Origin of the sequence: Panacagrimonas sp. (genome assembly GCF_965216805.1) — a bacterium.
GTDB lineage: Bacteria > Pseudomonadota > Gammaproteobacteria > Nevskiales > Nevskiaceae > Panacagrimonas.
On record NZ_CBDCGN010000003.1, the window covers coordinates 1,467,934 to 1,492,146 of the forward strand.

Annotated in this window: 23 protein-coding genes; 11 read left to right on the forward strand and 12 right to left on the reverse strand. The window is 65.6% G+C overall.

The window, feature by feature from the left end; genetic code table 11:
• The first annotated feature begins 46 nt into the window (after positions 1-46).
• The 3 genes from ACOOHP_RS19695 to ACOOHP_RS19705 are packed head-to-tail and all read left to right on the forward strand — an operon-like array spanning position 47 to position 5,660.
• Positions 47-1,645 (forward strand): acyl-CoA carboxylase subunit beta, encoded by a 1,599-nt coding sequence (locus ACOOHP_RS19695; protein WP_420468178.1) that lies wholly within the window; start codon positions 47-49, stop codon positions 1,643-1,645.
• Positions 1,642-3,708 carry an acetyl/propionyl/methylcrotonyl-CoA carboxylase subunit alpha gene (locus ACOOHP_RS19700; protein WP_420468179.1) on the forward strand — a complete coding sequence of 689 codons (2,067 nt, stop codon included), beginning with the start codon at positions 1,642-1,644 and terminating at the stop codon, positions 3,706-3,708. Before ACOOHP_RS19695 ends, ACOOHP_RS19700 begins: the two co-directional genes overlap by 4 nt.
• Entirely contained in the window at positions 3,705-5,660 is a 1,956-nt protein-coding gene (locus ACOOHP_RS19705) for an AMP-binding protein (protein ID WP_420468180.1), read from the forward strand. The genes ACOOHP_RS19700 and ACOOHP_RS19705 overlap by 4 nt, the downstream gene beginning before the upstream one ends.
• 18 nt (positions 5,661-5,678) lie before the next feature.
• On the opposite strand, the gene ACOOHP_RS19710 is transcribed toward ACOOHP_RS19705, so the two are convergent.
• Positions 5,679-6,767 carry a phosphotransferase gene (locus ACOOHP_RS19710; RefSeq protein ID WP_420468181.1) on the reverse strand — a complete coding sequence of 363 codons (1,089 nt, stop codon included), beginning with the start codon at positions 6,765-6,767 and terminating at the stop codon, positions 5,679-5,681.
• A 147-nt stretch (positions 6,768-6,914) separates the two neighbouring features.
• Between ACOOHP_RS19710 and ACOOHP_RS19715 the strand changes: the two genes are divergently transcribed.
• The 5 genes from ACOOHP_RS19715 to ACOOHP_RS19735 all read left to right on the forward strand — a co-directional run bounded on the left by ACOOHP_RS19715 (position 6,915) and on the right by ACOOHP_RS19735 (position 10,654).
• Positions 6,915-7,226: an ArsR/SmtB family transcription factor gene (locus ACOOHP_RS19715; RefSeq protein ID WP_420468182.1), complete on the forward strand. Its 312-nt coding sequence runs from the start codon at positions 6,915-6,917 to the stop codon at positions 7,224-7,226.
• A gap of 3 nt (positions 7,227-7,229) precedes the next feature.
• Positions 7,230-8,288 (forward strand): ACR3 family arsenite efflux transporter, encoded by a 1,059-nt coding sequence (gene arsB, locus ACOOHP_RS19720; RefSeq protein WP_420468183.1) that lies wholly within the window; start codon positions 7,230-7,232, stop codon positions 8,286-8,288.
• A 328-nt stretch (positions 8,289-8,616) separates the two neighbouring features.
• A complete protein-coding gene (gene arsC / locus ACOOHP_RS19725; RefSeq protein WP_420468184.1) occupies positions 8,617-9,039 on the forward strand; it encodes an arsenate reductase (glutaredoxin) in 423 nt (140 codons plus the stop codon).
• Entirely contained in the window at positions 9,029-9,742 is a 714-nt protein-coding gene (gene arsH, locus ACOOHP_RS19730; RefSeq protein WP_420468185.1) for an arsenical resistance protein ArsH, read from the forward strand. The genes arsC and arsH overlap by 11 nt, the downstream gene beginning before the upstream one ends.
• Positions 9,743-9,874: 132 nt before the next feature.
• Positions 9,875-10,654, forward strand: coding sequence for a crotonase/enoyl-CoA hydratase family protein (locus ACOOHP_RS19735; RefSeq protein ID WP_420468186.1), 780 nt, complete (start codon positions 9,875-9,877; stop codon positions 10,652-10,654).
• 231 nt (positions 10,655-10,885) lie between these two features.
• On the opposite strand, the gene ACOOHP_RS19740 is transcribed toward ACOOHP_RS19735, so the two are convergent.
• The 8 genes from ACOOHP_RS19740 to ACOOHP_RS19775 form a co-directional block, all read right to left on the reverse strand.
• Complete coding sequence (locus ACOOHP_RS19740) at positions 10,886-11,668, reverse strand: SDR family oxidoreductase (RefSeq protein WP_420468187.1); 783 nt, start codon at positions 11,666-11,668, stop codon at positions 10,886-10,888.
• A gap of 64 nt (positions 11,669-11,732) precedes the next feature.
• Positions 11,733-13,562: an acyl-CoA dehydrogenase gene (locus tag ACOOHP_RS19745; RefSeq protein ID WP_420468188.1), complete on the reverse strand. Its 1,830-nt coding sequence runs from the start codon at positions 13,560-13,562 to the stop codon at positions 11,733-11,735.
• A 13-nt stretch (positions 13,563-13,575) separates the two neighbouring features.
• Positions 13,576-13,896, reverse strand: coding sequence for a 2Fe-2S iron-sulfur cluster-binding protein (locus ACOOHP_RS19750; protein ID WP_420468189.1), 321 nt, complete (start codon positions 13,894-13,896; stop codon positions 13,576-13,578).
• Between the two features lie 14 nt (positions 13,897-13,910).
• Positions 13,911-14,939, reverse strand: coding sequence for an NADP-dependent oxidoreductase (locus ACOOHP_RS19755; RefSeq protein WP_420468190.1), 1,029 nt, complete (start codon positions 14,937-14,939; stop codon positions 13,911-13,913).
• A 21-nt stretch (positions 14,940-14,960) separates the two neighbouring features.
• Positions 14,961-16,415: a flavin-containing monooxygenase gene (locus ACOOHP_RS19760; RefSeq protein WP_420468191.1), complete on the reverse strand. Its 1,455-nt coding sequence runs from the start codon at positions 16,413-16,415 to the stop codon at positions 14,961-14,963.
• Entirely contained in the window at positions 16,412-16,867 is a 456-nt protein-coding gene (locus tag ACOOHP_RS19765; RefSeq protein WP_420468192.1) for a DUF3237 domain-containing protein, read from the reverse strand. The genes ACOOHP_RS19760 and ACOOHP_RS19765 overlap by 4 nt, the downstream gene beginning before the upstream one ends.
• A gap of 130 nt (positions 16,868-16,997) precedes the next feature.
• Positions 16,998-18,215, reverse strand: a complete 1,218-nt coding sequence (locus ACOOHP_RS19770) for a cytochrome P450 (RefSeq protein WP_420468193.1) — start codon at positions 18,213-18,215, stop codon at positions 16,998-17,000.
• 17 nt (positions 18,216-18,232) lie between these two features.
• Positions 18,233-18,991 (reverse strand): SDR family NAD(P)-dependent oxidoreductase, encoded by a 759-nt coding sequence (locus ACOOHP_RS19775; protein ID WP_420468194.1) that lies wholly within the window; start codon positions 18,989-18,991, stop codon positions 18,233-18,235.
• A 151-nt stretch (positions 18,992-19,142) separates the two neighbouring features.
• On the opposite strand from ACOOHP_RS19775, the gene ACOOHP_RS19780 reads away from it, so the two are divergent.
• From ACOOHP_RS19780 to ACOOHP_RS19790, 3 genes are all read left to right on the forward strand, one after another.
• Entirely contained in the window at positions 19,143-19,862 is a 720-nt protein-coding gene (locus tag ACOOHP_RS19780; RefSeq protein WP_420468195.1) for a TetR/AcrR family transcriptional regulator, read from the forward strand.
• Between the two features lie 304 nt (positions 19,863-20,166).
• Complete coding sequence (locus ACOOHP_RS19785) at positions 20,167-20,568, forward strand: nuclear transport factor 2 family protein (RefSeq protein ID WP_420468196.1); 402 nt, start codon at positions 20,167-20,169, stop codon at positions 20,566-20,568.
• 71 nt (positions 20,569-20,639) lie between these two features.
• Positions 20,640-20,948, forward strand: a complete 309-nt coding sequence (locus tag ACOOHP_RS19790) for a DUF1653 domain-containing protein (protein ID WP_420468755.1) — start codon at positions 20,640-20,642, stop codon at positions 20,946-20,948.
• Positions 20,949-20,957: 9 nt separating this feature from the next.
• On the opposite strand, the gene alkB is transcribed toward ACOOHP_RS19790, so the two are convergent.
• The 3 genes from alkB to ACOOHP_RS19805 all read right to left on the reverse strand — a co-directional run bounded on the left by alkB (position 20,958) and on the right by ACOOHP_RS19805 (position 24,002).
• Positions 20,958-21,593 carry a DNA oxidative demethylase AlkB gene (gene alkB / locus ACOOHP_RS19795; RefSeq protein WP_420468756.1) on the reverse strand — a complete coding sequence of 212 codons (636 nt, stop codon included), beginning with the start codon at positions 21,591-21,593 and terminating at the stop codon, positions 20,958-20,960.
• A gap of 399 nt (positions 21,594-21,992) precedes the next feature.
• Positions 21,993-23,708 carry an exosortase E/protease, VPEID-CTERM system gene (xrtE, locus tag ACOOHP_RS19800; protein WP_420468197.1) on the reverse strand — a complete coding sequence of 572 codons (1,716 nt, stop codon included), beginning with the start codon at positions 23,706-23,708 and terminating at the stop codon, positions 21,993-21,995.
• A gap of 33 nt (positions 23,709-23,741) precedes the next feature.
• Positions 23,742-24,002, reverse strand: coding sequence for a hypothetical protein (locus ACOOHP_RS19805; protein WP_420468198.1), 261 nt, complete (start codon positions 24,000-24,002; stop codon positions 23,742-23,744).
• Positions 24,003-24,213 lie beyond the last annotated feature (211 nt).

The following is a 24,213-nucleotide window of genomic DNA, read 5'->3' on the forward strand; positions in this document are numbered from 1 at the left end:
GTATCGAGTTGCGGCGTGAACGGATCTGAGGGAGACAGCCGCACCGATGACGCAGTGGCAAACCCGCGTTGCAAACGACACCCCCGTCTACGCGGCCAATCGTGTCCATCACGACGGCTTGCTGCAGACGCTGCGCGAGCGCCATGCGCGCGTGCTGCGCGGCGGCGGCGAGGCGCTGGCGCGGCGTCACCGCGAGCGCGGCAAGCTGCTGGCGCGCGAGCGCATCGATCTGCTGCTCGATCCGCTGTCACCGTTTCTGGAACTCTCGCCGCTGGCGGCCTGGGGCCTGTACGACAACGAAGTGCCGGCGGCCGGCATCGTCACCGGCATCGGGCATGTGCGCGGCGTGGCCTGCATGCTGATCGCCAACGACGCCACGGTGAAGGGCGGGTCGTTCTTTCCCGAGACGGTCAAGAAGCACGTGCGCGCGCAAGAGATCGCCGAGCAGCACGGTCTGCCGGTGATCTACCTGGTGGACTGCGGCGGCGCCTACCTGCCGGAACAGGATCGTGTGTTTCCGGACAAGGATCATTTCGGCAACACCTTCCACCGCCAGTGCCGCATGTCGGCGGCCGGCATCCCGCAGATCGCCGCGGTGTTCGGTGGCTGCACCGCGGGCGGTGCCTACATTCCGGCGCTGGCCGACGAGGTGGTGATGGTGCGCGGCCAGGCGCGCATCCATCTCGGCGGGCCGCAGATCGTCAAGGCGGCGATCAACGAAGTCGTCGATGGCGAGCAGCTCGGCGGTGCGGAGATGCACACGCGCGTCTCCGGCGTCAGCGATTACCTCGCCGACAACGAGGCGCAGGCCCTGCTGCGCGTGCGCGAGATCCTGGACAAGCTCAACCGGCAGACGCCGCGCTTTGGCGCACTGCGCGAATCGCGGCCGCCGCGACTGGACGCCAGCGACATCGCCGGCATCGTTTCCGCCGATCCGCGCCAGCCCTACGAGGTGCGCGAGCTCATTGCGCGCCTGGTCGACGATTCCGATTTCCAGGAATTCAAGCCGGACTTTGGCTCGACGCTGGTCTGCGCCACGGCGTACTGGTGCGGCCATCCGGTCGGAATTCTCGCAAACAACGGCGTGCTGTTTTCAGAGTCCGCGGTCAAGGGCGCGCACTTCATCGGGCTGTGCAACCAGCGCCAGATTCCGCTGCTGTTCCTGCAGAACATCACCGGCTTCATGGTCGGCGTGGACGCCGAGCGCGGCGGCATTGCACGCCACAGCGCCAAGCTGGTGTACGCCATGGCCACCGCGCGCGTGCCGCGCCTGACCGTGATCATCGGCGGCTCCTACGGTGCCGGAAACTACGGCATGTGCGGCCGCGGCTTTGCGCCCAACTTCCTGTTTGCCTGGCCCAATGCGCGGATCGCCACCATGAGCCCGGAGATCGCCTCTTCGGTGCTCACCGACCTGCGCCGCGCCAGCTTGAAGGGCGAAGGCAGCGAAGCCGAGATCGAGGCGATCCGCGCCCGCACGCACGCGCAGTTCGAGCAGCAGAGCGACCCGTACTACGCGACCGCAAGGCTGTGGGACGACGGCATCCTCGAACCCGCGGACACGCGCGAGGTCATCGGCCTGTGCCTCGCGCTCGCCGCGGCCTTGCCGCCGAACACCGGCCCCTCGCCGGTGTTCCGGATGTGAGCCCGGCCTTGAACGTGGACGAACGACACACCCCGCCGCTGATGCACACGTTGCTGGTCGCCAACCGGGGTGAGATCGCCTGTCGCATCTTCCGCACGTGCCGACGCCTGGGCATCGCCACGGTCGCGGTGTACTCCGAGGCCGATCGCGATGCGCGCCATGTGCGCGAAGCCGACCACGCCGTGTGCATCGGCCCGGCCGCCGCGGCGCAGAGCTATCTGGACGTCGAGCGCATCGTGCAGGCCGCGCTGGACAGCGGTGCGCGCGCGATCCATCCGGGTTATGGATTTCTCTCCGAGCGCGCCGAGCTGGCGCAGGCCTGTGTCGCGGCCGGGCTGATCTGGGTCGGGCCGCGTGCGGACGTGATCCGCCGGATGGGCTCGAAGATCGAATCCAAGCGCATCGCGCAGGCCGCGGGCGTCGCCTGCGTGCCGGGTTACGAGGGCGACGAGCAGGATCCCGAACGCTTGCGGCAAGAGGCGCAGCGCGTCGGCTTCCCGCTGCTGATCAAGGCCAGCGCCGGCGGTGGCGGCAAGGGCATGCGGCGCGTCGACGGCATCGAGGATTTCGCAGCGCAACTGCAACTTGCGCAGCAGGAGGCGTTGCGTGCCTTCGGCGATGCGCGCGTGCTGCTCGAACGCTGCATCCTGCGGCCGCGCCATCTGGAGGTGCAGCTCGCGGGTGATCGCCACGGCGCGCTGATCCACCTGTTCGAGCGCGAGTGCTCGGTGCAGCGTCACTACCAGAAACTCATCGAGGAAAGCCCGGCCGCGCATCTCGACGCCTCGGTGCGCGAGCAACTGCACGAGGCCGCGTTGCGGCTCGGTCGCGCGATCGGCTACGACTCGCTGGGCACGGTGGAATTCATTCTCGAAGCCGGCGCGGACACGCCTTACTTCCTGGAGATGAACACGCGGCTGCAGGTGGAGCACACGGTCACCGAGCAGGTCACCGGGCTGGACCTGGTGGAGCTGCAACTGCGCCTGGCCGCGGGCGAGGCCTTGCCTATGGCGCAGCCGATGCAGCCGAAGGGCTGGGCCGTCGAGGCGCGCGTCAACTGCGAGGACCCAGCCGACGGCTTCATCCCGCGCCCCGGTGGCGTGCTGCACTACCGCGAGCCGCAGTTCGAGGGCCTGCGCGTGGACAGCGGCATCGACGCGCACAGCACCGTCTCGCCGCACTACGACTCGCTGCTGCTCAAGCTGATCGGCGCGGGTCTGAGCCGCAGCACCGCGCTGCAACGGCTGTGCCGCGGGCTCGAACAGCTTGAGATCAGCGGCCCCGGTACCAATCAAGCCTTCCTGCTCGATTTGCTGCGGCGGCCGGCGTTTCTCGCCGCGCCGCTGCACACCGGGTATCTGGACGAGGCCTTCGGGGCGGGCTGGACCGGCGAGTCCCGTCACGCGCATGCGGCGGCGGTGCTCGCAGCGCATGCGGGGCTCGACCTTCGCGCGCAGGGCAGCGCGCACACGGCCGCGTTCCGAAACCTGGGCGGTGCCGGATGGCAGGGCCTTGCGCGCCGACGCGTGTACAACATGGCCGATGGCCGCCCGCTCGATGTCGCGCTCGCACCGGACGGCGACGACTGGCTGATCGAACTCGACGGCGAACCGCAGCGCTGGCACATCGAGCGCCTCGACGCTTGGCACTGGGCGCTGGGCATCCGCGGCCAGACCCCGGATCGCTACGCGCTGACCCCGCTGGCCGCCGGCGAATGGCTGATCGGGCGGCTCGGCCAGCAGTGTCGGCTGCGCAGCGAATCCTTGCTCGACTCGCTGGCATGCGTCGGCGGCGCGACGGCGACGAGCAGCGGCGAAGTGAGCGCACCGATGCCCGGCGTGGTCACCCGCGTCCACGTGCAGCGCGGCCAAGCCGTGCGCGCCGGCGCGCCTGTGCTGGAGATGGAAGCGATGAAGCTGCTGCTGACCTTGAACGCCCCGCACGACGGCTGCGCCGATGACCTTGCCTGCGCCGTCGGCGACAGCGTGAGCCAGCACCAGCGACTGCTGACGATCCGCGCGCAGGAAAACCGCCCCCACACCCCGACCCCGGAGCCCGCGTGAGCACCGACGACGCCCTGCAGAAACTGATCTCCCAGCCCCTGGTCCCGCTGAAGGCGAACTGGCAGGTCCCCTCGCAACAAGCCCTGCTCACGCAAGCGCGCGCGGTGCAGGAACGCGAGGGCATGGACGGCTACTGGGCCTGGGCGGCGCGGCATCTGCGCTGGATGCAGCCCTGGTCGCGCGTGGTCAGTGGCGGCTTTCCGGACTTCCGCTATTTCGAGGAGGGCCGTCTCAACGTCTGCGACAACTGCGTCGATCGCTGGGCCGAAGACCCGGCGCGAAAGGGTCGCACCGCGCTGATCTGGGAAGGCGAGCCGGGCGACGTCGTTCGCCTGAGCTATGCCGAGCTGCGTGACCAGGTCGCGCGCTGCGCCAATGCGCTCAAGTCGCTGGGCGTGGCGAAGGGCGACGTGGTGGCGCTGTACCTGCCCAACCTGCCCGAGGCCATCGTCGCGATCCAGGCCTGCAACCGCATCGGCGCGATCTACACTGTGCTGTTCGCCGGATTTTCGCCCGAGGCTGTGGCCCTGCGCCTGCAGACCGCACGCGCCAAGCTGCTGATCACGGCGGACAGCTGCTGGCGCCGCGGTCGTGCCCTGCCCTTGCTGGCGCAGGCACGCAAGGCCCGGCCCTCGTGCCCGGCGCTGGAGAACGTGCTGGTGGTCGAGCGAAGCGGTGAGGCCGCGAACCTGCAAGCCGGCGAGCATGGATGGCGTGACCGGGTCGACAGCCAGTCCGCCGACTGCCCCTGCGAGCCGATGGAGGCCAACGAACCGGCGTTCCTGATCTTCACCAGCGGCACCGAATCCAAGCCCAAGGGCGTGGTGCACAGCAGCGCCGGGTTTCTGCTCGGGGCCTGGGCCAACGTGCAGTGGCAGATCGGGCCGCAGGACGACGACGTGTATTGGTGCGCCACCGACATCGGCTGGCTCACGTTTCCGATCCAGGCCGCGGTCGGCGGTCTGGCCCACGGCGCGACGCTGGTCTGCTACGAGGGCGCGTTCGACACGCCGACGCCGGATCGCTTCTACCGCATCGCCGAGCAACACGGCGTGACCAAGATCCTCAGCGCGCCGACCGCGCTGCGCATGCTGCGTGCGCTGGGCGACGACATGCGGCGCGCACACCCGTTGCCGCAACTGCGCCTGATCACCGTGCAGGGCGAGCCGCTGGACCCGGCCACGTTTCAATGGACGGTCGAGGCCTTCGACGTGCCGGTGGTTAACGCCTACGGCCAGACCGAGACCGGTTCCACCTGGACCTATCCGGTCTACGGCGTGGAGCCGCTCAAACCCGGCTCCTGCGGCACGCCGGTGCCTGGCCACGCCTACGCGATTCTCGACGACGCCGGTCAGCCGGTTCCGCCGGGCAACAAGGGCAATCTGGTGCTGTGCCATCCCTTCCCGACGCTCGCGCGCACCATCTGGGACGATCCGGCGCGCTATCGCAGCGCCTACTTCGAGCGCTTCCCCGGTCACTACAGCAGCTCCGACGAGGCGGTCGAGGACGCCGACGGTCATCTCTGGGTGCTCGGCCGCGCCGACGACGTGATCAATGTCGCCGCGCATCGCATCAGCACCATCGAGATCGAATCCATCGTCTGCGGCCAGACCGGTGTCGGCGACGGCGCGGTGGTCGGCGTCAACGATGCGCTCAAGGGCATGGTGCCGGTGGCCTTCGTGGTGCTGCGCGCGGACGCGGATCGCGACGCGGTGCTGCGCGCCATCGACCAGGCGGTGATCGCGTCGATCGGGGCCATCGCGCGGCTGGCGCGCATCATCCCCTGTCGCGCGCTGCCCAAGACCCGCGCCGGCAAGACCATGCGCCGACTGCTGCGCGAGGCGGTCGAGACCGGCCGCATCACCGGCGACGCCACCGGGCTGGAAGATGCGTCCAGCCTCGACGCGGTGCTGGAGGCGGTGCGGACCACCAGGCCTGACCCGCCGGGATGAGCGCTGCCTTCGGGTGGCTTATCCGATTCTTCCGAGCACCTCGAAGCTGTCCAGATCGCGCACCTGGGCGGCGGTGCGCTCTATCCATAGCTTCCACATGCGGTCGCCGCGCGGCGTGCGCTTGACCGCGCCAAGACCAAACACGCCGACCTGCAGTCCGTGAATCGCGTGGAGGCGGTAGTCGTCCCAGCAACGCTCGGCGCTGTAGCCGCTCACCCCGAGTCCCACCAGTTCGCGATGGTAGTGCTGGACCAGGGCACGCTCGTGCACGCGACGTTGCTCGACCGTCATGCTGGTGCCCATCCAGTAGGCGATATCGATGCTGCCGCAGCCAAACCCCAGGCCCTGCCAGTCGAGCACAACCACCGGCCGGGTGCCGCCAACGGCGTCGAACAGCACGTTGTCGGCGCGCAGATCGCTGTGCCACAGGCATCGCGGTTCGCTGAACACGCCTTTCCAGGCCGCCGCATGGTCGATCAGCCCCGCCGCCACGGCGAGGTCGGCGTCCGGCACCAGATCGGCGCAGAGGTCCGGGAAGGTCTTCAGCACGCCAGCGAAGTTGTCGGTGACCTGACCGAAGATCCCGACCGGACCCTGCAGCCAATCGAGTGCGGCCAGCTTGCGGTCGTGCCAGCTGGCGGCATGCAGCGCGGCGGCCTGCGTCAGCACCCGGGCCGACTCGTCGGCGTCGCAGCCGAGCAACTGGTCCACCTGTCGCGCCGGCGCCAAGTCCTCCATCAGCAGCACGAAGTCGGTGACGTTGTCGGCCAGCGCGGCGTGCACCGCGGTGGGAATCGACATCGCGAGCTGCGGCGCCAGGTCGGTGTAGAAGCCGATCTCGCTGCGGTAGTAACCGGAGCGGCTGCCGAACTCGCGGCTGGTGGGGTCCTTGGACGCGAACTTGCCCACCAGGGTGGCGGGTCCGGAGGAAGGCGGATCGTAGGTCAGGGTGAATCGATAGCTGTCGCCGAGCTGGCCGGTGCCGCAGGTTTCGCGCTGCACACTCGCGACCCGGGCGCCGCGCAGGCGTCCCGCGTGGGTCAGGACCTGGGTCAGCCACTCGGGCGTGATCTGCTCGACGGCGACGACGGGCTCGAAAGGCATCATTGAATGGGCATACGAACCGGGGCGAAGACCGGACTATGCCGGCTCGGAGCTTTCCCGGCCATCCGGCGGCGTCGATCCGGGCCGCCGAGGTCATGGATGCCAGGGCCGCCCGTTGTCATCGTGCATTAGTTCGATAAACTTGGAAACATGAATTCAGCATCTGCCGTGATCAAGCTGGCTTCGCTGGCGCAGGACTCCCGGCTGGCGGTGTTCCGACTGCTGGTGCGACGCGGGCCGGAGGGTCTGCCAGCCGGCGAGATCGCCGCCAAGCTGAAGATTCCGCCGGCGACACTTTCGTTTCATCTCAAGGAATTGAGCCATGCCGGTCTGCTGAAGTCGCGGCAGGAAGGCCGCTACATCTACTACTTCCCCGACATTAAGGCCATGCGCAGTCTGGTCGACTATCTCACCGAGAACTGCTGCGTCGAGAGCACCTGCGCTCCGCAGGATTGCCGGTAGCTCATGTCCATCTTCGAGCGCTATCTTTCCCTGTGGGTCGCAGCCTGCATCGTTGTCGGCATTGTTCTGGGCCACGCCCTGCCGGGGTTCTTTCAGTCGATGGGTGCGGCCGAGGTGGCCAGGGTGAACCTGCCGGTGGCCGGCCTGATCTGGCTGATGATCGTGCCGATGCTATTGAAGATCGATTTCGGCGCACTGGGGGGAGTGCGCGACCACTGGCGCGGCATCGGCGTCACCCTGGCAATCAACTGGGCGGTGAAGCCGTTCTCGATGGCCGCGCTGGCATGGCTGTTCATCGGTTACTGGTTCAGGCCCTACCTGCCGGCGGATCAGATCGAATCCTATATCGCCGGGCTCATCCTGCTGGCGGCGGCGCCCTGCACCGCGATGGTGTTCGTGTGGAGCCATCTGTGCCGCGGCGAGCCGCACTTCACGCTGAGCCAGGTGGCGCTGAACGACGCCATCATGATCGTGGCCTTTGCGCCCATCGTGGCGCTGCTGCTGGGACTGTCGGCGATCGTGGTGCCCTGGGATACGCTGCTGCTGTCGGTGGGGCTGTACATCGTGGTGCCGGTGATCGTCTCGCAGCTGCTGCGTCGGCACTTGCTGGCACGGGGCGGCGAAGCCGTGATCGCCCGATTGCTCGGCAGCCTGCAGCCGCTGTCGCTGTTCGCGCTGCTTGCCACCCTGGTGCTGCTGTTCGGATTTCAGGGACAGCAGATCGTCGAGCAGCCGCTGGTCATCGCGCTGCTGGCGGTGCCGATCCTGATCCAGGTTTACTTCAACTCCGGTCTGGCCTACCTGCTCAATCGCGCCGCCGGCGAGGCGCACTGCGTGGCCGGGCCGTCGGCGCTTATCGGCGCCAGCAATTTCTTTGAGCTCGCAGTGGCTGCTGCGATCAGCCTGTTTGGCTTCCAGTCCGGTGCGGCGCTCGCCACCGTGGTCGGTGTGCTTATCGAGGTGCCGGTGATGCTGTCGGTGGTCAAGATCGTCAACGCCTCGCAGAGCTGGTATGAGCGCAAGCCCGGCATCTGCGCGGCGCCGCCCGACACAAGAGGCTGATCGTGGATTTCGGAAAGATCCTCTTTCTCCGCCTGGCCAATGCGGCCCGCAGCCAGATGGCCGAAGATCCGGCGCGCGCCTTGGTCGGCGCCGAATTCGAGGTTGCCAGGGCCGGGGCCAGGGCCACACCCACGCGACTCAGTCCGCTGGCGGTGACCGCGATGGAGAAGCCGCCGCGCACCACCTGGAAGGGCACACCGCTGCACGAGCGATCGCTGAGCGACCCGGATGGCGATCAGGTCGAGATCAATGCTCGCCTCAGCGCTGCCCAACGGTCGGAAAAGCCCGCCGACAAGCCACCCGTTTTTCTCACCTGGTCCGCAATGCCATGTCCATCGTCATCTATCACAACCCCGCCTGCGGTACCTCGCGCAATACCCTGGCCCTGATCCGCAACGCCGGCATCGAACCCACGGTGATCGAATACCTGAAGACGCCGCCGGACCGCGCCACGCTCAGGGCAGTGATCGCGCGCATGGGAGTCGCCGTGCGCGAAGCGCTGCGCGAGAAGGGGACGCCCTATGCCGAGCTGGGACTGGCCGATCCGAAGTGGAGCGACGACGAGCTGATCGACTTCATGTTGCAGCATCCCATCCTCATCAATCGACCGATCGTGGTGACGCCGCTGGGCGCGCGACTGTGCCGTCCGTCCGAAGCCGTGCTCGACCTGCTGCCAGCCGACCAGAAAGCAGCGTTCGCCAAGGAAGACGGCGAGGTGGTGATCGACACCCAGGGCCGTCGTGTTCGCTGATCTGCCGCAGGTCGATCCCGCCCTGTTCGCGCGGCCCGATCTGGCCAAGCTGCACGCGCCGCTGCGAGCCGCGCATCCGCCGCGCATCCTGCTGCTGTACGGGTCTCTGCGCCCGCGCTCGTTCAGCCGCCTGGTGAGCTACGAGGCGCAGAGACTGCTGCAGGCGCTGGGCGCTGAAACCCGCGTGTTCGACCCCGCAGACTTGCCGCTGCCGGATGGGGCGCCGGAATCGCACCCCAAGGTGCAGGAGCTGCGCGAACTGGCGGCGTGGTCCGAGGGCATGGTCTGGACCTCGCCGGAAAGGCACGGCGCGATGACCGGCATCATGAAGGCGCAGATCGACTGGATTCCGCTCGCCCTCGGCGCGGTGCGGCCAACGCAGGGCAAGACGCTGGCAGTGATGCAGGTCAGTGGCGGCTCGCAATCGTTCAACGCCGTCAATCAGATGCGCGTGCTGGGGCGCTGGATGCGCATGATCGCGATTCCAAACCAGTCCTCGGTAGCCAAGGCCTTTCTTGAGTTTGACGACAACGACCGCATGCGCCCGTCGGCGTACTACGACCGTATCGTCGACGTCATGGAAGAACTGATGAAATTCACCCTGATGACGCGCGACGTGGCCGACTACCTGGTCGATCGCTACAGCGAACGCCGGGAATCCGCCGAGGCGCTATCGAAGCGCGTGAATCAGCGATCAATCTAGCGCGGGCGCGCGTCGCCATCGCCGTGGATGCACTGAACGGCCACAGGCGGCGACAATGCCGGTCCATTACTGTTCTGCTGCCCAAGTCGGCGTCAGCCGGCATCGGTGTCGACGCCCGACCGAGGAATCCGCATGTCCCACATCAAGACCTTTGCCGACTGCCACGTACTTGAGATCAAGGTCGACCGCGCTGCCAAGCTCAACGCGCTGTCGCCGGAGATGTACGTCGACATCTGCCTGGCGCTCGGCGAGCTGGACCGTTCGCCCGATCTGCGCGTGGGCCTGATCCACGCCGAAGGCAAGCACTTCAGCGCGGGAATCGAGCTGGACAAGTGGGCGCCGATCTTCGCCGCTGGCGGCGGATTTCCGCTGCCCGAGGGCGGCATCGACCTGTTCGCGCTGTCGGGTCCGCGCTGTCGCAAGCCGCTGGTGATGGCGGTGCAGGGCTACGCCTACACCTGGACGGTGGAGATGATGCTGACCACCGACGTGCGCATCGCTGCCGAAGACACTCGTTTTGCGATGCTGGAGGTCAAGCGCGGCATCTATCCCTGCGGTGGCGCGACCCTGCGATTGCCGCAGCAGATGGGTTGGTCCAATGCCCAGCGTTACCTGCTCACCGGCGACGCCTGGAGCGCCGCCGAATCGCACCGGACCGGCCTGGTGCAGGAAGTGGTCGCACCTGGCGAGCAATACCGGGCCGCGCGCGCGGTGGCGGACAAGATCGCCGCCGCCGCGCCACTCGGCGTCAGCGCGATCCTGAAGTCCTCTCGCCTGGCCCTGACCCAGGGCGAAGCCGTAGCCGCCGAACACATCTTCGACGATATGACCCAAGTGATGGGCAGCGAGGACGCGCAAGAAGGCGTGCGGTCCTTCATGGAGCGTCGAGAGGCGGCGTTCAAAGGGCGTTGACGCCGGGGTCGCCGGCCACCCGTCGTCGCCGCGGGTCGGCAACTGGCGGCATACATGCAGGTCGAATTGCGCTCATCGTGACGGCGGCTCTGTGTCAACAGCGGAAGTCCATGACGGTCAAGACGGGCGGCTTTGCGAAGGTAATTTACTGGACCTTGTCACCAATTCTGCTGCCCTGGTTTTTTGCATGCTTCAACACCGCTGCGCGCCCCTCGCGTCGCATGCTTGATATCAAACGATGGTCGCCCCTCCATCCACGGCCAGAACTTGTCCGGTGATGTGCTTGGAGGCATCGGAAGCGAAGAGCAGCACCGCGCCCTTCAGATCTTCATCGTCACCCAGCCGGTTCAGCGGCGACAGCGCCGCCATCCGGTCGCTGCCTACCGAGTCGATCAGACCGTGGGTCAGTTTTGACGGGAAGAAGCCCGGTGCCAGGGCGTTGACGGTGATGCCGTAGTGGCCCCATTCGGCAGCCAAGGCCCGGGTGAAGTTAACCAGCGCGCCCTTGCTGCTGCTGTATCCAATGGCCTGGAGCACGTCGCGTGACGTTCCCTGCAAGCCGGCGGTGGATGCGATGTTCACCACCCGTCCGTAGCGGTTGGGAATCATCGAGTGCTTGCCGATCAGCTGCGTGAGCAGGAAGGGGCCGCGGATGTTCAGATTGAATACCTTGTCCCAGGCCGTGATCGGATAGTCCTCTGCTGCGGCGCCCCAGGAAGCGCCTGCATTGTTGATGAGGATGTCGACGTGACCGAACTTGGAGATGGCCTGCTCGGCAAGCTCGACGATATCGTTTTCCCTAGACGCGTCGGCAGCGATCCAGTCGGCGTCGATACCCTGCGATGCGAGCTGCGCCTGCGCGCTGCGCAGCTCCTCGGATCTTCGGGCCGATAGCAGGATCCGGGCACCGTGACTGCCCAATGCTTCCGCCATCTGCAACCCCAGACCGCGCGAGCCACCGGTGATGAGGGCTGTTTTTCCGTTGAGATCGAAAGGGGATCGTCGGTTATTCATGGCGTTGCTTGTCGGACATCAGAATGAGCGCAGCAGGAAGGACGAAGGTCTTGTCGGCCGGGACTCAGAACCAGGCGTCCGCCATGTCCAGCGCCGTCGTATCGAGACTCGCGAGCAGGTCAAACTGCGCATCGACCTTCGGCAATTCCCAGCGGAAGAAGTAGCCCGCCGCTGCGCGCTTTCCGTTGTAGAAGTCGCCGTCCTTGCCTTGCGCTGCGACGAGCTGTTCGAGCCAGATCCAGCTCATCACCACATGGCCGAAGGCTTCGAGATAGAGACTGGCATTGGCCAAGGTCACGCGGATCTCGTCCGACTCGTAGAGTCGGTGCGTCACCTGCATCAGCCGTCCCACTCGACGTTCCAGGTTCTCGGCAGGTTCGATCAGTTCGGCGGACTCGGCCGAGCGGGCCCTATTAGTCGTGTGCTGGATGCGTCCGCACAGAAGCTCCAAGGCGGCGCCTCCCTGCATCACGACCTTGCGCCCGAGCAGATCGAGGCCGTGGATTCCGTGCGTGCCCTCGTGAATCGGATTGAGGCGGTTGTCGCGGTAGATCTGCTCGACCTTGTATTCGCGGGTATAGCCATAGCCGCCGTGTACCTGGATCGCCAGATCATTGGCCGCGACGCACCACTGCGAAGGCCAGCTCTTGGCGATCGGCGTCAGCAGTTCGAGCAGCAGGTTCAGGTCCGCGCGCGCCTTGTCGTCGGACTCGATTTCCATCTCATCGATCAGTCGCGCGCAATACAGATTCAGCGCAAGCGCACCTTCGGCGTAGGCCTTCTGCGCGAGCAGCATGCGGCGCACATCGGCGTGCTCGACGATGCGCTGCTGCGGCGTCTGCGGATCCTTACTCGCGCGGCCCTGAGGGCGATTGCGCGCGTAATCCAGCGCGTGCAGATAGCCGGTGTATCCGAGCGCGGACGCGCCGAGCCCTACGCCGATGCGGGCCTCGTTCATCATGTGGAACATCGTGGCCATGCCCTGTTGCAGCCGCCCCACCAGATAGCCGACCGCGCCCGCGCGGCCGCCCGGCCGGTATTGAGTGCCTTCGCCGAAATTGAGCAGGCAGTTGGTGGTGCCGCGACAGCCCATCTTGTGATTCAGGCCGGCCAGCGCCACGTCATTGCGCTCCCCCAGCGATCCGTCTTCGTTGACCAGGACCTTCGGCACGATGAATAGCGACAACCCCTTGATGCCGGCGATCGGCTTGCCGTCCGAACCGCAGGTCCGCGCCAGAACCAGATGCACGATGTTGTCAGACAGCTCGTGCTCGCCCGCCGAGATCCACATCTTGCTGCCGCTGAGGCGGTACTGCGGGCCCCAGGCAGACTCATTCTCGTAGTCGGCGCGCGTGGCGATATCGGCAAGCGAAGACCCGGCCTGAGGCTCGGATAAACACATCGTGCCGAAGAACGTCCCGCGCAAGGTCGGCTCGACGAAGGTCTTGATCTGCGCCGGGCTACCGTGGGCGAGCAAGAGGTTGGCGTTGCCGATGCTTAGGAAAGGATACGCGGCGGTGCCGACATTGGCGGCCAGCAGGTAGGCCATCCCCGCCTTCTCGACGACACAGGGCAGTTGCATCCCGCCGAGCGCGTAATCCTGCGTCGCCGCAAACAAGCCCGACTCGGCCACCGCCTTGAGCGCGACGGCGACCTCGGGAATCACGCGTGCCGTCTTGCCGTCGAAGACCGGCTCCTCGCGATCAGACTTCTGGTAGTGCGTTGCGAACAGATCGGTCGCGATGCGCTCGTAGGTTTCCAGCACCGCGTCGAAAGTCTCGCGGCTGTGATCCTGGTAGCGCGATGCGCGGGTCAGCGCACCGACATCCAGCCACTCATACAGCATGAATTCAAGATCGCGTCGGGACAGCAGCAGAGAGGTCGTGCCGGTCATGGAGTGTGCTCGGTCAGGGCTGCGAACGCGGGAGATGCACCACCATGCCTTCCATCGCGTCGGAGATTTGGATCTGACAGCTCAGGCGACTGCTGGGGCGGTGATGCTCGGAGAACTCCACCAGCATCTTCTCGTCCTCGCTGGGCGCACCGGCAATGTCGATCCAGGGCGCGTCGAGGTAGCAGTGACAGGTGCCACACACGCGGGAGCCGCCGCACTCGGCGAGGATTCCGCGCACGCCATTTGCGGTGGCCGCCTGCATCAGCGTCTGCCCGCTTTCGGCTTCGACGGCGTGGCTACTGCCATCGTGATCGATGAAAGTCACGTGGACCATCTGCAACACCCTCTTCAGTCGCTGTTGTCGTCCTGCGCCACGCGCACCACGAGCTTTCCGAAGTTCTTCCCTTCGAGCAGGCCGATGAAAGCTGCGGGCGCGTTCTCGATGCCCTCGACAACGTCCTCGCGGACTTTCATCTTTCCTGCGGCCAGCCAGCCCTGCATGTCCTTCAGAAAGCCGTCATGGTGCTCAAGGTACTGGTCGATGATCACGAAACCCTGCATCTGTACGCGCTTGACCAGCAGCGCGGGCAGCACTTCGGCAGCGAGAACAGGCTTGGCCGAACGATCGCCGTTGTACCAGGCGATCAGGCCGCATAGCGGCATCCGCGCGAAGTCATTGAGCAGCGGTAGCACCGCGCGCAGGACATCGCCACCGACGTTCTCGAAATAGACATCGATGCCCTTGGGACAGGCGGCGGCCAAGTCCGATGAGAAGCTCGGCGAGCCGTGATCCAGGCAGGCATCGAAGCCGAGTTCATTGACGGCGTAGGCGCACTTTTCCGCTCCGCCTGCGATGCCGATGGCCCGACAGCCCTTGAGCTTCGCGATCTGGCCGACCACCGACCCGACCGCGCCGGTTGCAGCACCGACGACGACGGTCTCGCCCGGCCGCGGCTTGCCGAGATTGAGCAGTCCGTAGTGCGCCGTGAATCCGGGCATGCCGACCAGGCTCAGGGCCAGCGAGGGTTGCGCCATGTTGCGCGGCAGGCGGGCCAGGGTCGGATCATCGGTCACCGCAAGGGATTGCCAACCGGTATAGCCGGTGACGAGATCGCCCTCGGAAAATCCCGGGCGCCGCGACGCGAGAACTCGCCCAACCGTTCCGCCGAACATCACCTCGCCGATCTGAACCGGGTCCGCGTAGGAACTGGCGTCGTTCATGCGCATGCGCATGTAAGGATCGAGCGACAGATACAAGTTCTTGATCAGCACCTCGCCGTCCTTCAGGTCTCGCACTGGCACGCTTTCGACCCGGAAGTTGTCCAGGCTCGGCGCGCCCCTCGGACGGCTCGCCAATACAACGCGTTGATTGTTCATCTCGCTTTCTCGATGGATGGATCAGGCCGCCACGTCAAATTCGCTCAAGTCCGGCTCGCGCAGTTCCCGGCGGAAGCGCGCGCCGCTGTACGGCCACGCGGACGGCACACCGTTCTTGCTCATGTACCAATTCGTGCAGCCCGTCACCCAGATCGTGTCGGGCATGGCCGCGCGCACGAAGGCGTTGAATTTCTCGGTGGCCGCGGGGGTGGGACTCAGGGTCTGGCAGGGTCCGCTCCGCACCATCTCGATGCAGCGCAGGATGTAGTGGATCTGCGTTTCGGAGATGCTGATTGCGGAGAAATTTCCGATGGGGCTTTGCGGACCCAGCGTGAAGAAGAAATTGGGAAAGCCCGGAACGGCGACGGTACGCAGCGCGTAGGGGCCTTGCTCCCAGACCTCGCTCAAGGTTCGGCCTTGCGCGTTGCGCAGTTCGAGCGGCCTGAAATAGGCATGCGCGTCGAAGCCGGTGGCCAGGGCCAGCACATCGACTTCGTGCAGCACGCCATCCTTCGTCACCACGCCGCGCGCCACGATGTGATCGATGCCCTCGGTGATCAGCTGAACGTTCGGGCGCTGGATGGCTGGATAGAACTCCATACTCATTACCAGCCGCTTGCACAGCGGCTGATAGTCCGGCGTGAGCTTGCGTCGAAGCTCCGGGTCCTTGACCGTGCTCAGATTCCATCGGCACAGCCAGCCCATCAGGCGGCGCTGCCAGCAGGGCTTGATCACGGCCGCGGCGAACAGATTTTCGAAGGCCACCCGATAGACGTGATGGACCACGCGCGCGATCCAGGGGAACACGCGCAGCAGCGATTTCTCGACCTGCGTGTAGCGCCGGTCCGGCAAGGGAAAGACCCATTGCGGCGTGCGCTGGAACACTTTCAGATCCAGCTTGCGCTCGGATAATTTCGAGCTGATCTGCGCGCCGGTGGAGCCGGTGCCGATGAGACTGACGCGCTTGCCCTCCAGCGGCACCGAATGATCCCAGCGCGCGGAGTGGAACACGGCACCATCGAAATCCTTCAGGCCGGGGATGTCCGGATAACGCGGGTGATGCAGCAGGCCGCAGCAGGCCACCACGAAGTCCGCCACTTCGACCTCGCCGTCCTTGAAACGCACCGTCCAGCGTTGCCCGTCGTGATCGGCCTGTACGACCTCCTTGTTGAACGCGATGCGCCGGCGCAGGTCGTGCTTTTCCACCACGCCGAGCAGGTATTGCTGGATCTCGGCACCCTGCGGCAGCCGCGTGCTCCACTCCGGATTGGGGACTCCCTGGTAGGTGTAGTAATGCGCGGCCACGTCGCAGCCGATGCCCGGGTAGGTGTTCTCACGCCAGGTGCCGCCGATCTCGCTGGCCTTGTCGACGATCTGGAAGTTCTGCTTCCCCGACTCGCGCAGCTTGATCGCCATCAGCATGCCGGACATGCCGGCACCGACGATCAGCACTCGCGGATCGCGTGTGTCGCTCACAGGACTTCGAAGATGTCGTAGACGACGTTGCCGCCGCCGAAGCTGCGCATCTTGCCGATTGCGAGAATGTTGTTGAGCCAGGCGTACTTCTTCGACGGCGTCTGGAAATACGGCGCGCTGCGGAAGTACATCTGCTCGCCCGGAATTTCCTGGCCCGAAGCCAGGCGCTCGCCCAGACCCGGGTCCATGCGCAGCACGCCGCTGTAGCTGGTATAGATCGGCGTGCCATCATCGGCCTCCATCAGCAGGCGCACGTCGAGCTTCCAGTTGCCGTTCTCCTGCACCTGCACCCAGTCGCCGCTGGGGCCGAGCACCTTGGCCTTGATGCGCGGGCTTTCCATCCGCGCATCGAGCACATTGAAGATCATCAGGGACGGCGAGATGACCACCGGCTGCGGAATGCTGCCGTGCAGACTCATCAGCCAGCGGGTATCGAGCGTGGGTTCGGACATGTTCTCTCTCCTTGATTCGTTCGATTGAACGGCAGATTTCGGGATGCAGCGCGCGGCGTTCTCGGCCAGTTCAGGACGCAGTACAAAAGCGGCACTTGAGATGTGAGCAGGGTTATCTTGGTGTCGCCCGCTAGTGGAACGTGATCGGCAGCGACGCCATCACGCGGAAGAAGGAATGTGACCATTCGAGCTTGCCCTGCTGAATGCGCAGCCCGGTCGTGCGTTGTGCAAATTCGTTGAAGGCATGGCGCGCTTCCATTCGTGCCAACGCATTGCCGATGCAGAAATGAACGCCGCCACCGAAGGCCTGGTGGGCGACATCCTGGCGCTCGATGTCGAACACGTCGGGATTTTCGAAGCGCGCCGGATCGCGGTTTGCCGAGCCGAGCATCTGCCAGATCACGGCGTCGGCGGGCAGGGTCTTGCCGCTGACTTCAAACGGCTCCCTGAGCACACGCCAGTTGAACAGGATGGGCGTGTCGTAGCGCAAGCATTCGTTGACCGCGTTGTCGATCAGTTCAGGGCGCGCGCGCAGCTTTTCCATCTGCTCCGGATGGTCCATCAGCGCACGCATGCCGTTGCCGATCAGTCCGATCGTGGTCTCGTAGCCGGCGATGATGATGCCAATCGCCTGGATCACGAGCGCGTCGTCGCCGAGCTGATCCGCCGAGTCGTTGGCGCGGATCATGGTGCTGATCAGATCGTCGCCGAGCTGCTTGCGGCGCTCGCGCATCAGCGCCTCGAAATAGTCCGCCATGGCGTTGCCGGCGTCGCGCGTGCGCTGCTGTACCTCAGGCGGGAGGAACTTGGCGAAGAAGGCGTTAGTGCGCGCCGCCGTCCATTCGTTGAACTTTTCCCGGTCGCACTCCGGAATGCCCATGATCTTGCACACCATGCGCGAGGGCACGTTGTGCGCCATGTGCGGTACCACGTCCATGCCGCCGCGCTTGAGCGCGTCGTCCATCGCGTCCTTGACGGTCAGCTTGACCTCGTCCTCCATGACACGCGCGGTCTTCGGATTCAAGGTCAGCGTGGCAAGGCGGCGCAGCCGCAGATGCTCGGCGTCATCCTTGTTGAGCATGAACTCGAGGAAGCTCCCGCGCTTGTCGAGCGGGTCGAAATTCGGCGACTCGCCGGTGGACAGCGTTTGGCTGGTCTTGGCCGTGCGAAAGATGGCGGCGACATCGTCGTAGCGGCTGATGCGCCAGGTGCCGACCGGGGTCAGGTTGACCGGATCGCGTTCGCGCAGGCCGTGCAGCGCCGGATATGGATCGTCGCGAAAGCTGGGCTCGAAAGGGTCGGCTCCGCACCAGTCGCCGACCGGGACAGCATTAGCTACTTCGTTCATGTTCGATTCCTCGTTGCTCATTGAGCGCTCCAGCCACCGTCGACCGGGACGGCAGCACCGGTGATGAAGCTCGATGCATCGGACAGCAGGAACAGCACCACCTCGGCGATCTCGCGCGGGTCGGCGATGCGGTTCTGTGGCGACATCGCCGACAGCGCGGCCTGATCGATGCCTACCTTTTCGAGGTGGGCGAGGATCGGGGTCTGCACCGCGCCGGGACAGATCGCGTTGACGCGCACCGCAAAGGCGGCACCCTCGACAGCGGCGACCTTGGTCAGGCCGACGACACCGTGCTTGGCCGCGCCATAGGCGGCCTGCATGGGCAGCGCCACGAGGCCGGCCACCGATGCGTTGTTGACGATGACGCCGCCGCCATGAGCCTTGAAATGGCGGATCTGCTCGCGCATGCACAGCCAGACGCCCTTGAGGTTGACGCCCAGCACCGCGTCGTAATCGGCTTCGTCGATCGTCTCGATGGGGGTTGTCGGCGCGCCGATGCCGGCATTGTTGAACGCACTGTCCACACCGCCTAGCTGATCCAGCGTCCTGATGAACGCCTCCCGCACCGAATCCGCCTTGGAGACGTCGACTTCAATCGGGACCGCTGCTGATCTTCGGCTACCCGCGTCCCGAACGGTGTCGCCGAGCGCGGCTGCATTGCGATCCCACAGCGCCACGCGCGCGCCTGCCTCCAGCAGCCGGAGTGCGCTCGCCCGACCGATTCCGGTTGCGGCGCCGGTCACGACGACGCGTTTCCCTTGCAGCTCGTTGCTCATTCTCTTCTCCGTACCGCGCTACCTTCGATCTGACAAATCAGAGCTTGTCGATTATTAGAGTGTTTCGTCTATTAGAGTATCTCATCTATTATTGCGGGGCTGTCAAGTCCCCGCGATTGCCGGCGACGAGAGACCCGAAGGAATGAATTGGATGACCGTCTTTGAAACTCTAGACAAAGGTTCAACAGTCACCGCGACGACCCGTCCGGGGGCCAAGCGGGTCGGCAACCGCGAGCGCATCGTCGAGGCGGCGATCGAGCTGATGAACGCGCGCGGCAACGTGATTGGAACGACCCAGATCGCCGAGCACCTGGGCATCAGCCCCGGCAATCTCTACTACCACTTCAGCAACATGCAGGCGATCGTCCACGAGATCCTGCTGCGTCTGCACAAGGAGCTGGAAGAGACGCTGGCGATCGACCCCGACGAGATCGTCGACGTGGCTCGACTGGTGGGCTACTACTCGAATGGCGCCATGGTCTTGTGGCGCTACCGGTTCATGGTGTCATCGGCGCTGGAACTGACCACGGGCAATGCCGAGCTGGAAGCCGACTACCGGAAATTCACGATCGCGGGCATCGACTGGGTCAATCGAATCATCCGTAATGTGGTCAAGCATCATCCGGGTCCGGTTGCAGCCAGCCCGCGCGACTGCAAGAACCTCGCGGAGAACATGTGGGTGTTGTGGAACGGCTGGCCGCGCCATGCCGAGCACTACCGGGTGGACGCCCGCGTCAGCCCGGCCGCGATCGCTCACGGGCTGGAACAGATTGCGATGACCTTGGCCCCTTACGTGAACCCGGACTTCCATAGCCGCGTCAAGCGCGGTCTGCACCGGTTCGTCGAAGGTCTGGAACGGGGACTCGCGTGATGGACGTTGCTGGAGAGCGGGAGTGCATCGAGTAGCGCGGCGATCCGAAATCGCCAGGAAAAGTGAGCGGTCTCACGAAGTTGATGGAAGCGTCCTCTCTCCGACACCTAAACGCTGGAGCCGAAGGCCGCTAAGGGCTGTGCTTGTCGCCAGAACCCGTCCGCGAGTCGCCGGCCTTCTCCGGGCGGTGCGGTCACCGGCACTGCGCAAGTCACGGCTATTGGGCCAACGCCGCCGTCACTGTGTCGCTCTAGCGAGTCCCGCACGGCATCATGGGGCTGGTTTCCCCGCTGAGAACTGGATCATGCAAGAACCCGCAAGGTCACAGGCCGTTGCCGAGTGCGTGGCGCTGTGCAACGCCTATGGCGAGCTGGCCGACAGCGGCCAGGCCGATGCCTTTGCCGATCTCTACACGCCGGACGGCGTGTTCGACCGGCTCGGCCAGTTGATCGAGGGGCGCGAAGCCCTGCGCAAGCTCATTGCCGGGCGGCCCGCCGGCGTATGGACGCGCCATCGTTGCAGCAACGTGCGCGTCGAGGTGGCGCCGGATCTGCGCAGCGCCAGCGGTGAGGCCGATCTCGAAATGCAACGCGGCCGAGAAGATTCGTCCGAGGTCGAGGAGATTCGTGCCCGCTATCTGGATCGCTTCGTGCTGACCGAGCTTGGTTGGCGGTTTGCCGCGCGCAAGGTGGTGTTGTTGCCCTGAGCGCTAGCGCCATCGCGCGGGAGAATCGATTCATGACCGAAGACGATGACCGCAGCGAAGCGCTTGCGCGCATGATCGATGACTTTCAGCCGGGCCTCTATCGGCACTACAAAGGCGGGCAATACTTGGCGCTGTGCCTGGCGCGCGAGGACGAGACCGACGAGGTCGTGGTGGTCTACACGCGCCTGTACCCCCGTGCCGGCCTGCCGACCAGCACGCGCAAGCTGCGCGTATGGAATCAGGAGGTGGTGCACGAAGGGCAGCGGGTGCCGCGCTTCGCCTATTGCGGGCACGTCGCCGATGAGGTGGACGAACACGGGCAGCCGCTGCCGGCCCGGCACCGGCGCAGTCTGTTGCGTTGGGTCAAGGACAACTTCTGACCGGGTCGTTCACCCGGCCTTGCGCAAGGTCAGATTGATGCGCTGGCCGCCCAAGGTCGGATGCGGTTCGTCTTTGAGCGGCATGATGCCGTGATAGCGCAAGCGATCGCTGCCGCCCCATACCAGCACGTCGCCGTGCTGCAGGGGGATCTTGGCGGGCTTGACGGCGCGCTGCAGGCCGCCGAACAGAAACGTGGCGCGCATGCCCAGCGACACCGACACGATGGGCTGGGTGAAATCGCGCTCGTTGCGGTCCTGATGCAGGGACAGGCGCGCGCCCGGCAGGTAACGGTTGACCAGACAGGCGTCGGGTTCGAAACGGTCGTAGCCAGCCGCTCGCGCCGCCGTTTGCGCCAGGCGTAGAAAGACCGTCGGCATGGCGGGCCAGGGCTGGCCCGTTTCGGGATCGATACCGGCGTAGCGATAACCGCGCCGATCGGTCGTCCACCCCAGCGCGCCACAATTGGTCAGCCCCACCGACATGGCAAAACCGCCCGGCGTCACCAAGTGACGGAACGGTGAAACTGCGCTCAGGCGCCGTACCGCGGCCACAAGCTCATCGGCGTCGGCAGCGGCAAACCTGGGCAGCAGCAGGGCCTGGGGCCCCAAAGCTTGCGGCAGCTCGGGCGCCGTATCCAGTTGCATGGGCAACTGCCGCGAGACGGTGATGCCGTCAGGTTGATGCATGGCGTGTAGGGGTGCTGACGAAAGGAACGGATATTGGAAATGGCGTCTTTGGATAGACCTAGAACGGCGGTTGGCAACGGCCTACGCCGACAAGTGCAGATTGAGACACAAGGCAGCTTGGCGGGATTGTCGACATGCCGGTGCGACGATTCGATCAGCTCACGCTGCGTTCGGATTTCCAATCCCGGTCATCCGCGAAACACGTGGTAAACGCGAATGTCAGGATAAAGACTGACGCCTGTGGCAGTAACGGCAGGTCGGTCGTTGCCGCAATCCAAGGCGTCGCTGATCTCCGGACTCGCGACGCTCCGCAGATCGTGCCCGATGCCGCGTTCGCGATCAGACACGCCCGGTGTGCTACCAGTATGACCATCGGCCCGTCGACAAGACGTACAGGGCCAGCGCGGCGTTGGTGGTGGCATGCGCGATCACCGCGTCGCCGATGCGGCCGCTGCGATAGCGCACCAGGCCGTACACCATGCCGGCCAGCGTTCCCGCCACCCAGTGGCCGTGCAGCGCTCCAAACAACAGCGAGGACCCCGCCAACGCGATCCAGTCGAACGGCAGCGGCAAGCCTTCTGCTGGCTGTCGTCGCGTCAACAGCTTGAGCAGATAACCGCGGAAGGCCAGCTCTTCGGCGATCGGCACCGTCACCACGGCCCCGAGCACCCGAAAGCACAGCCATGCCGCCGCCCACGTCGGGGGAACGCTGGCCAGTGCGGAAGCGTCGGCACGGTCGGTATCTTCGGCAGCCGGAACCAGCAACAGCCACAACGGCAGCACGGCCAGCCCGGCCAGCACCGGCAGCCATCGGGGCGGAGTCAGCAGGCTGCGCAGGGGCTTGAAGCAGATCGCGATTGCGGCGCCCACGGCGATCGCTCTCAACGGGTAGAGCCAGTCGAAATCGACGGTCAGCAAGCCGGTCAGCAAGGTCGCGGCCAGCAATGTCAGCAGGGGGATGAGCAGCGCCGCCTCGAAGTCCAGCACGAATCCGGTCTGCTCCCTTGGGCGCGAAAACCACGAGGTCCGCGACAGCGCCCACAGCGCCACACATTCCAGCAGCAGAAACACCAGACCGCCATAGATGTGGAAACCCTTGATCGCCCATTCGGGTGAAATTTCGGCGCCGATGGCAACCAGGATCGCGATGCGAGCCACATTCAATGACAGGCTCAGCGGCACGGCGAACGCCAGCAGCGCGAAGGCGGCCGGAAATCGCAGTTCGGTTCTGAAGGTGTACAGATAGGCACCGACCAGCGCCACCAGCAGGGCCGCGCCTTCCATGCCGGAGCATTCGGCGGAAATGTGCACCTTGAAATCGCCGGCACCCATGATCGCCTGGTCGGCGATCAGCAGGACGCTCGGATAGAAGATTTCCAGTACCGCGACGCTGGCATGCAGCGTGAGCTGCGCAAGCGCTCCCGACCACAGCCCTTCCTCTCCCAGCTTGAGCCAGTCGCGCAGCACCAGGATGTAGGCCAGCAGGATCGCCGCGGAGTACAGCAGTGCCCAGCGTTCGCGACGGGCGAAGGCTTTCCAGTACGCGGCGGGAGCGATCACCCAGGCGGTCAGCACCAGTGCGACTAGGGTTGCGGCAACCCACATCAGCACCCAGGGCCACTGCCAGCCATCGAGCGGAAACGGGGACGTGAATACGGGGATGGCCAGCCCGAACGCGATGCCGTAAGCACAGCACTGGAAGCACAGCGGGCGGACGCGTGAATAACCCGCAATCGCGGACTTGAACTGCCGGAAGTGCTGCGGCGCCCGTGGGTATAAAAAAAACGCCAGCAGGCAGATGTACAGCAACGACATTCGAAAAGCGGAGCCGCGATGGTGCGGAATCCTGGCCCACTCTTCGGGGTTGCTTCTTACGCCATCGGAGTCGAAGCATTCGATGGCCAGCACGAGTTGGAGGGCGAGAACGACAAGCGCCAGCAACAAGGATCGATGCCCGCTCCAGGCCGAGCCAGCGGTGGCCCCCAGCGTCGGGCGGAAGTCCTGGGGCAAGGCGGGGGCGTCTTCCGCCGCCACGTCCCGTACCGCAGCGAGCGCGCCTCGGGAAGGACGCACCCGCCACGACAAGGCGGGACCGCAGCGAGGTGGCTAGAGGTTGGAGAGTCGCTTGTCGCGAGCCCGCTTGAGCAGGCTGGCGATCCCGACGACCAGCGTCACCGCCAGAATCGCGGCGGAGCCGTTGATCTCTGGGGCCGAGGCGGTATCCGCCGCGCCGCCGGGTGACACCACGCCACTGACAGTATGGGTGGTGTCGGTGACCAGGCCGCCTACGCGGTCCACCAGGTCGGACAAGAAGCCCGCAAAAGCACTTGCTGGGTAGAGCGCGGCGACAGCAATCCAGAACTTCATGTTGCCTCCAGATCTGAAAATCTTGCCCACGAAAGGGTCGGTGGTTATCGAACCATGCGAATGTGGATAGCACCGCGTAAACCGCAGTGCAACAGGCTTTTTGTTTGCGGAGACCGGAAAGTCAGCGCGTTCCGGCAGATGCGACTGGTTTCAGATCATTTCGCGCATCCACAGGGTGTGGAAACGGTGAGAAGTCTGCGCCGACCATGGG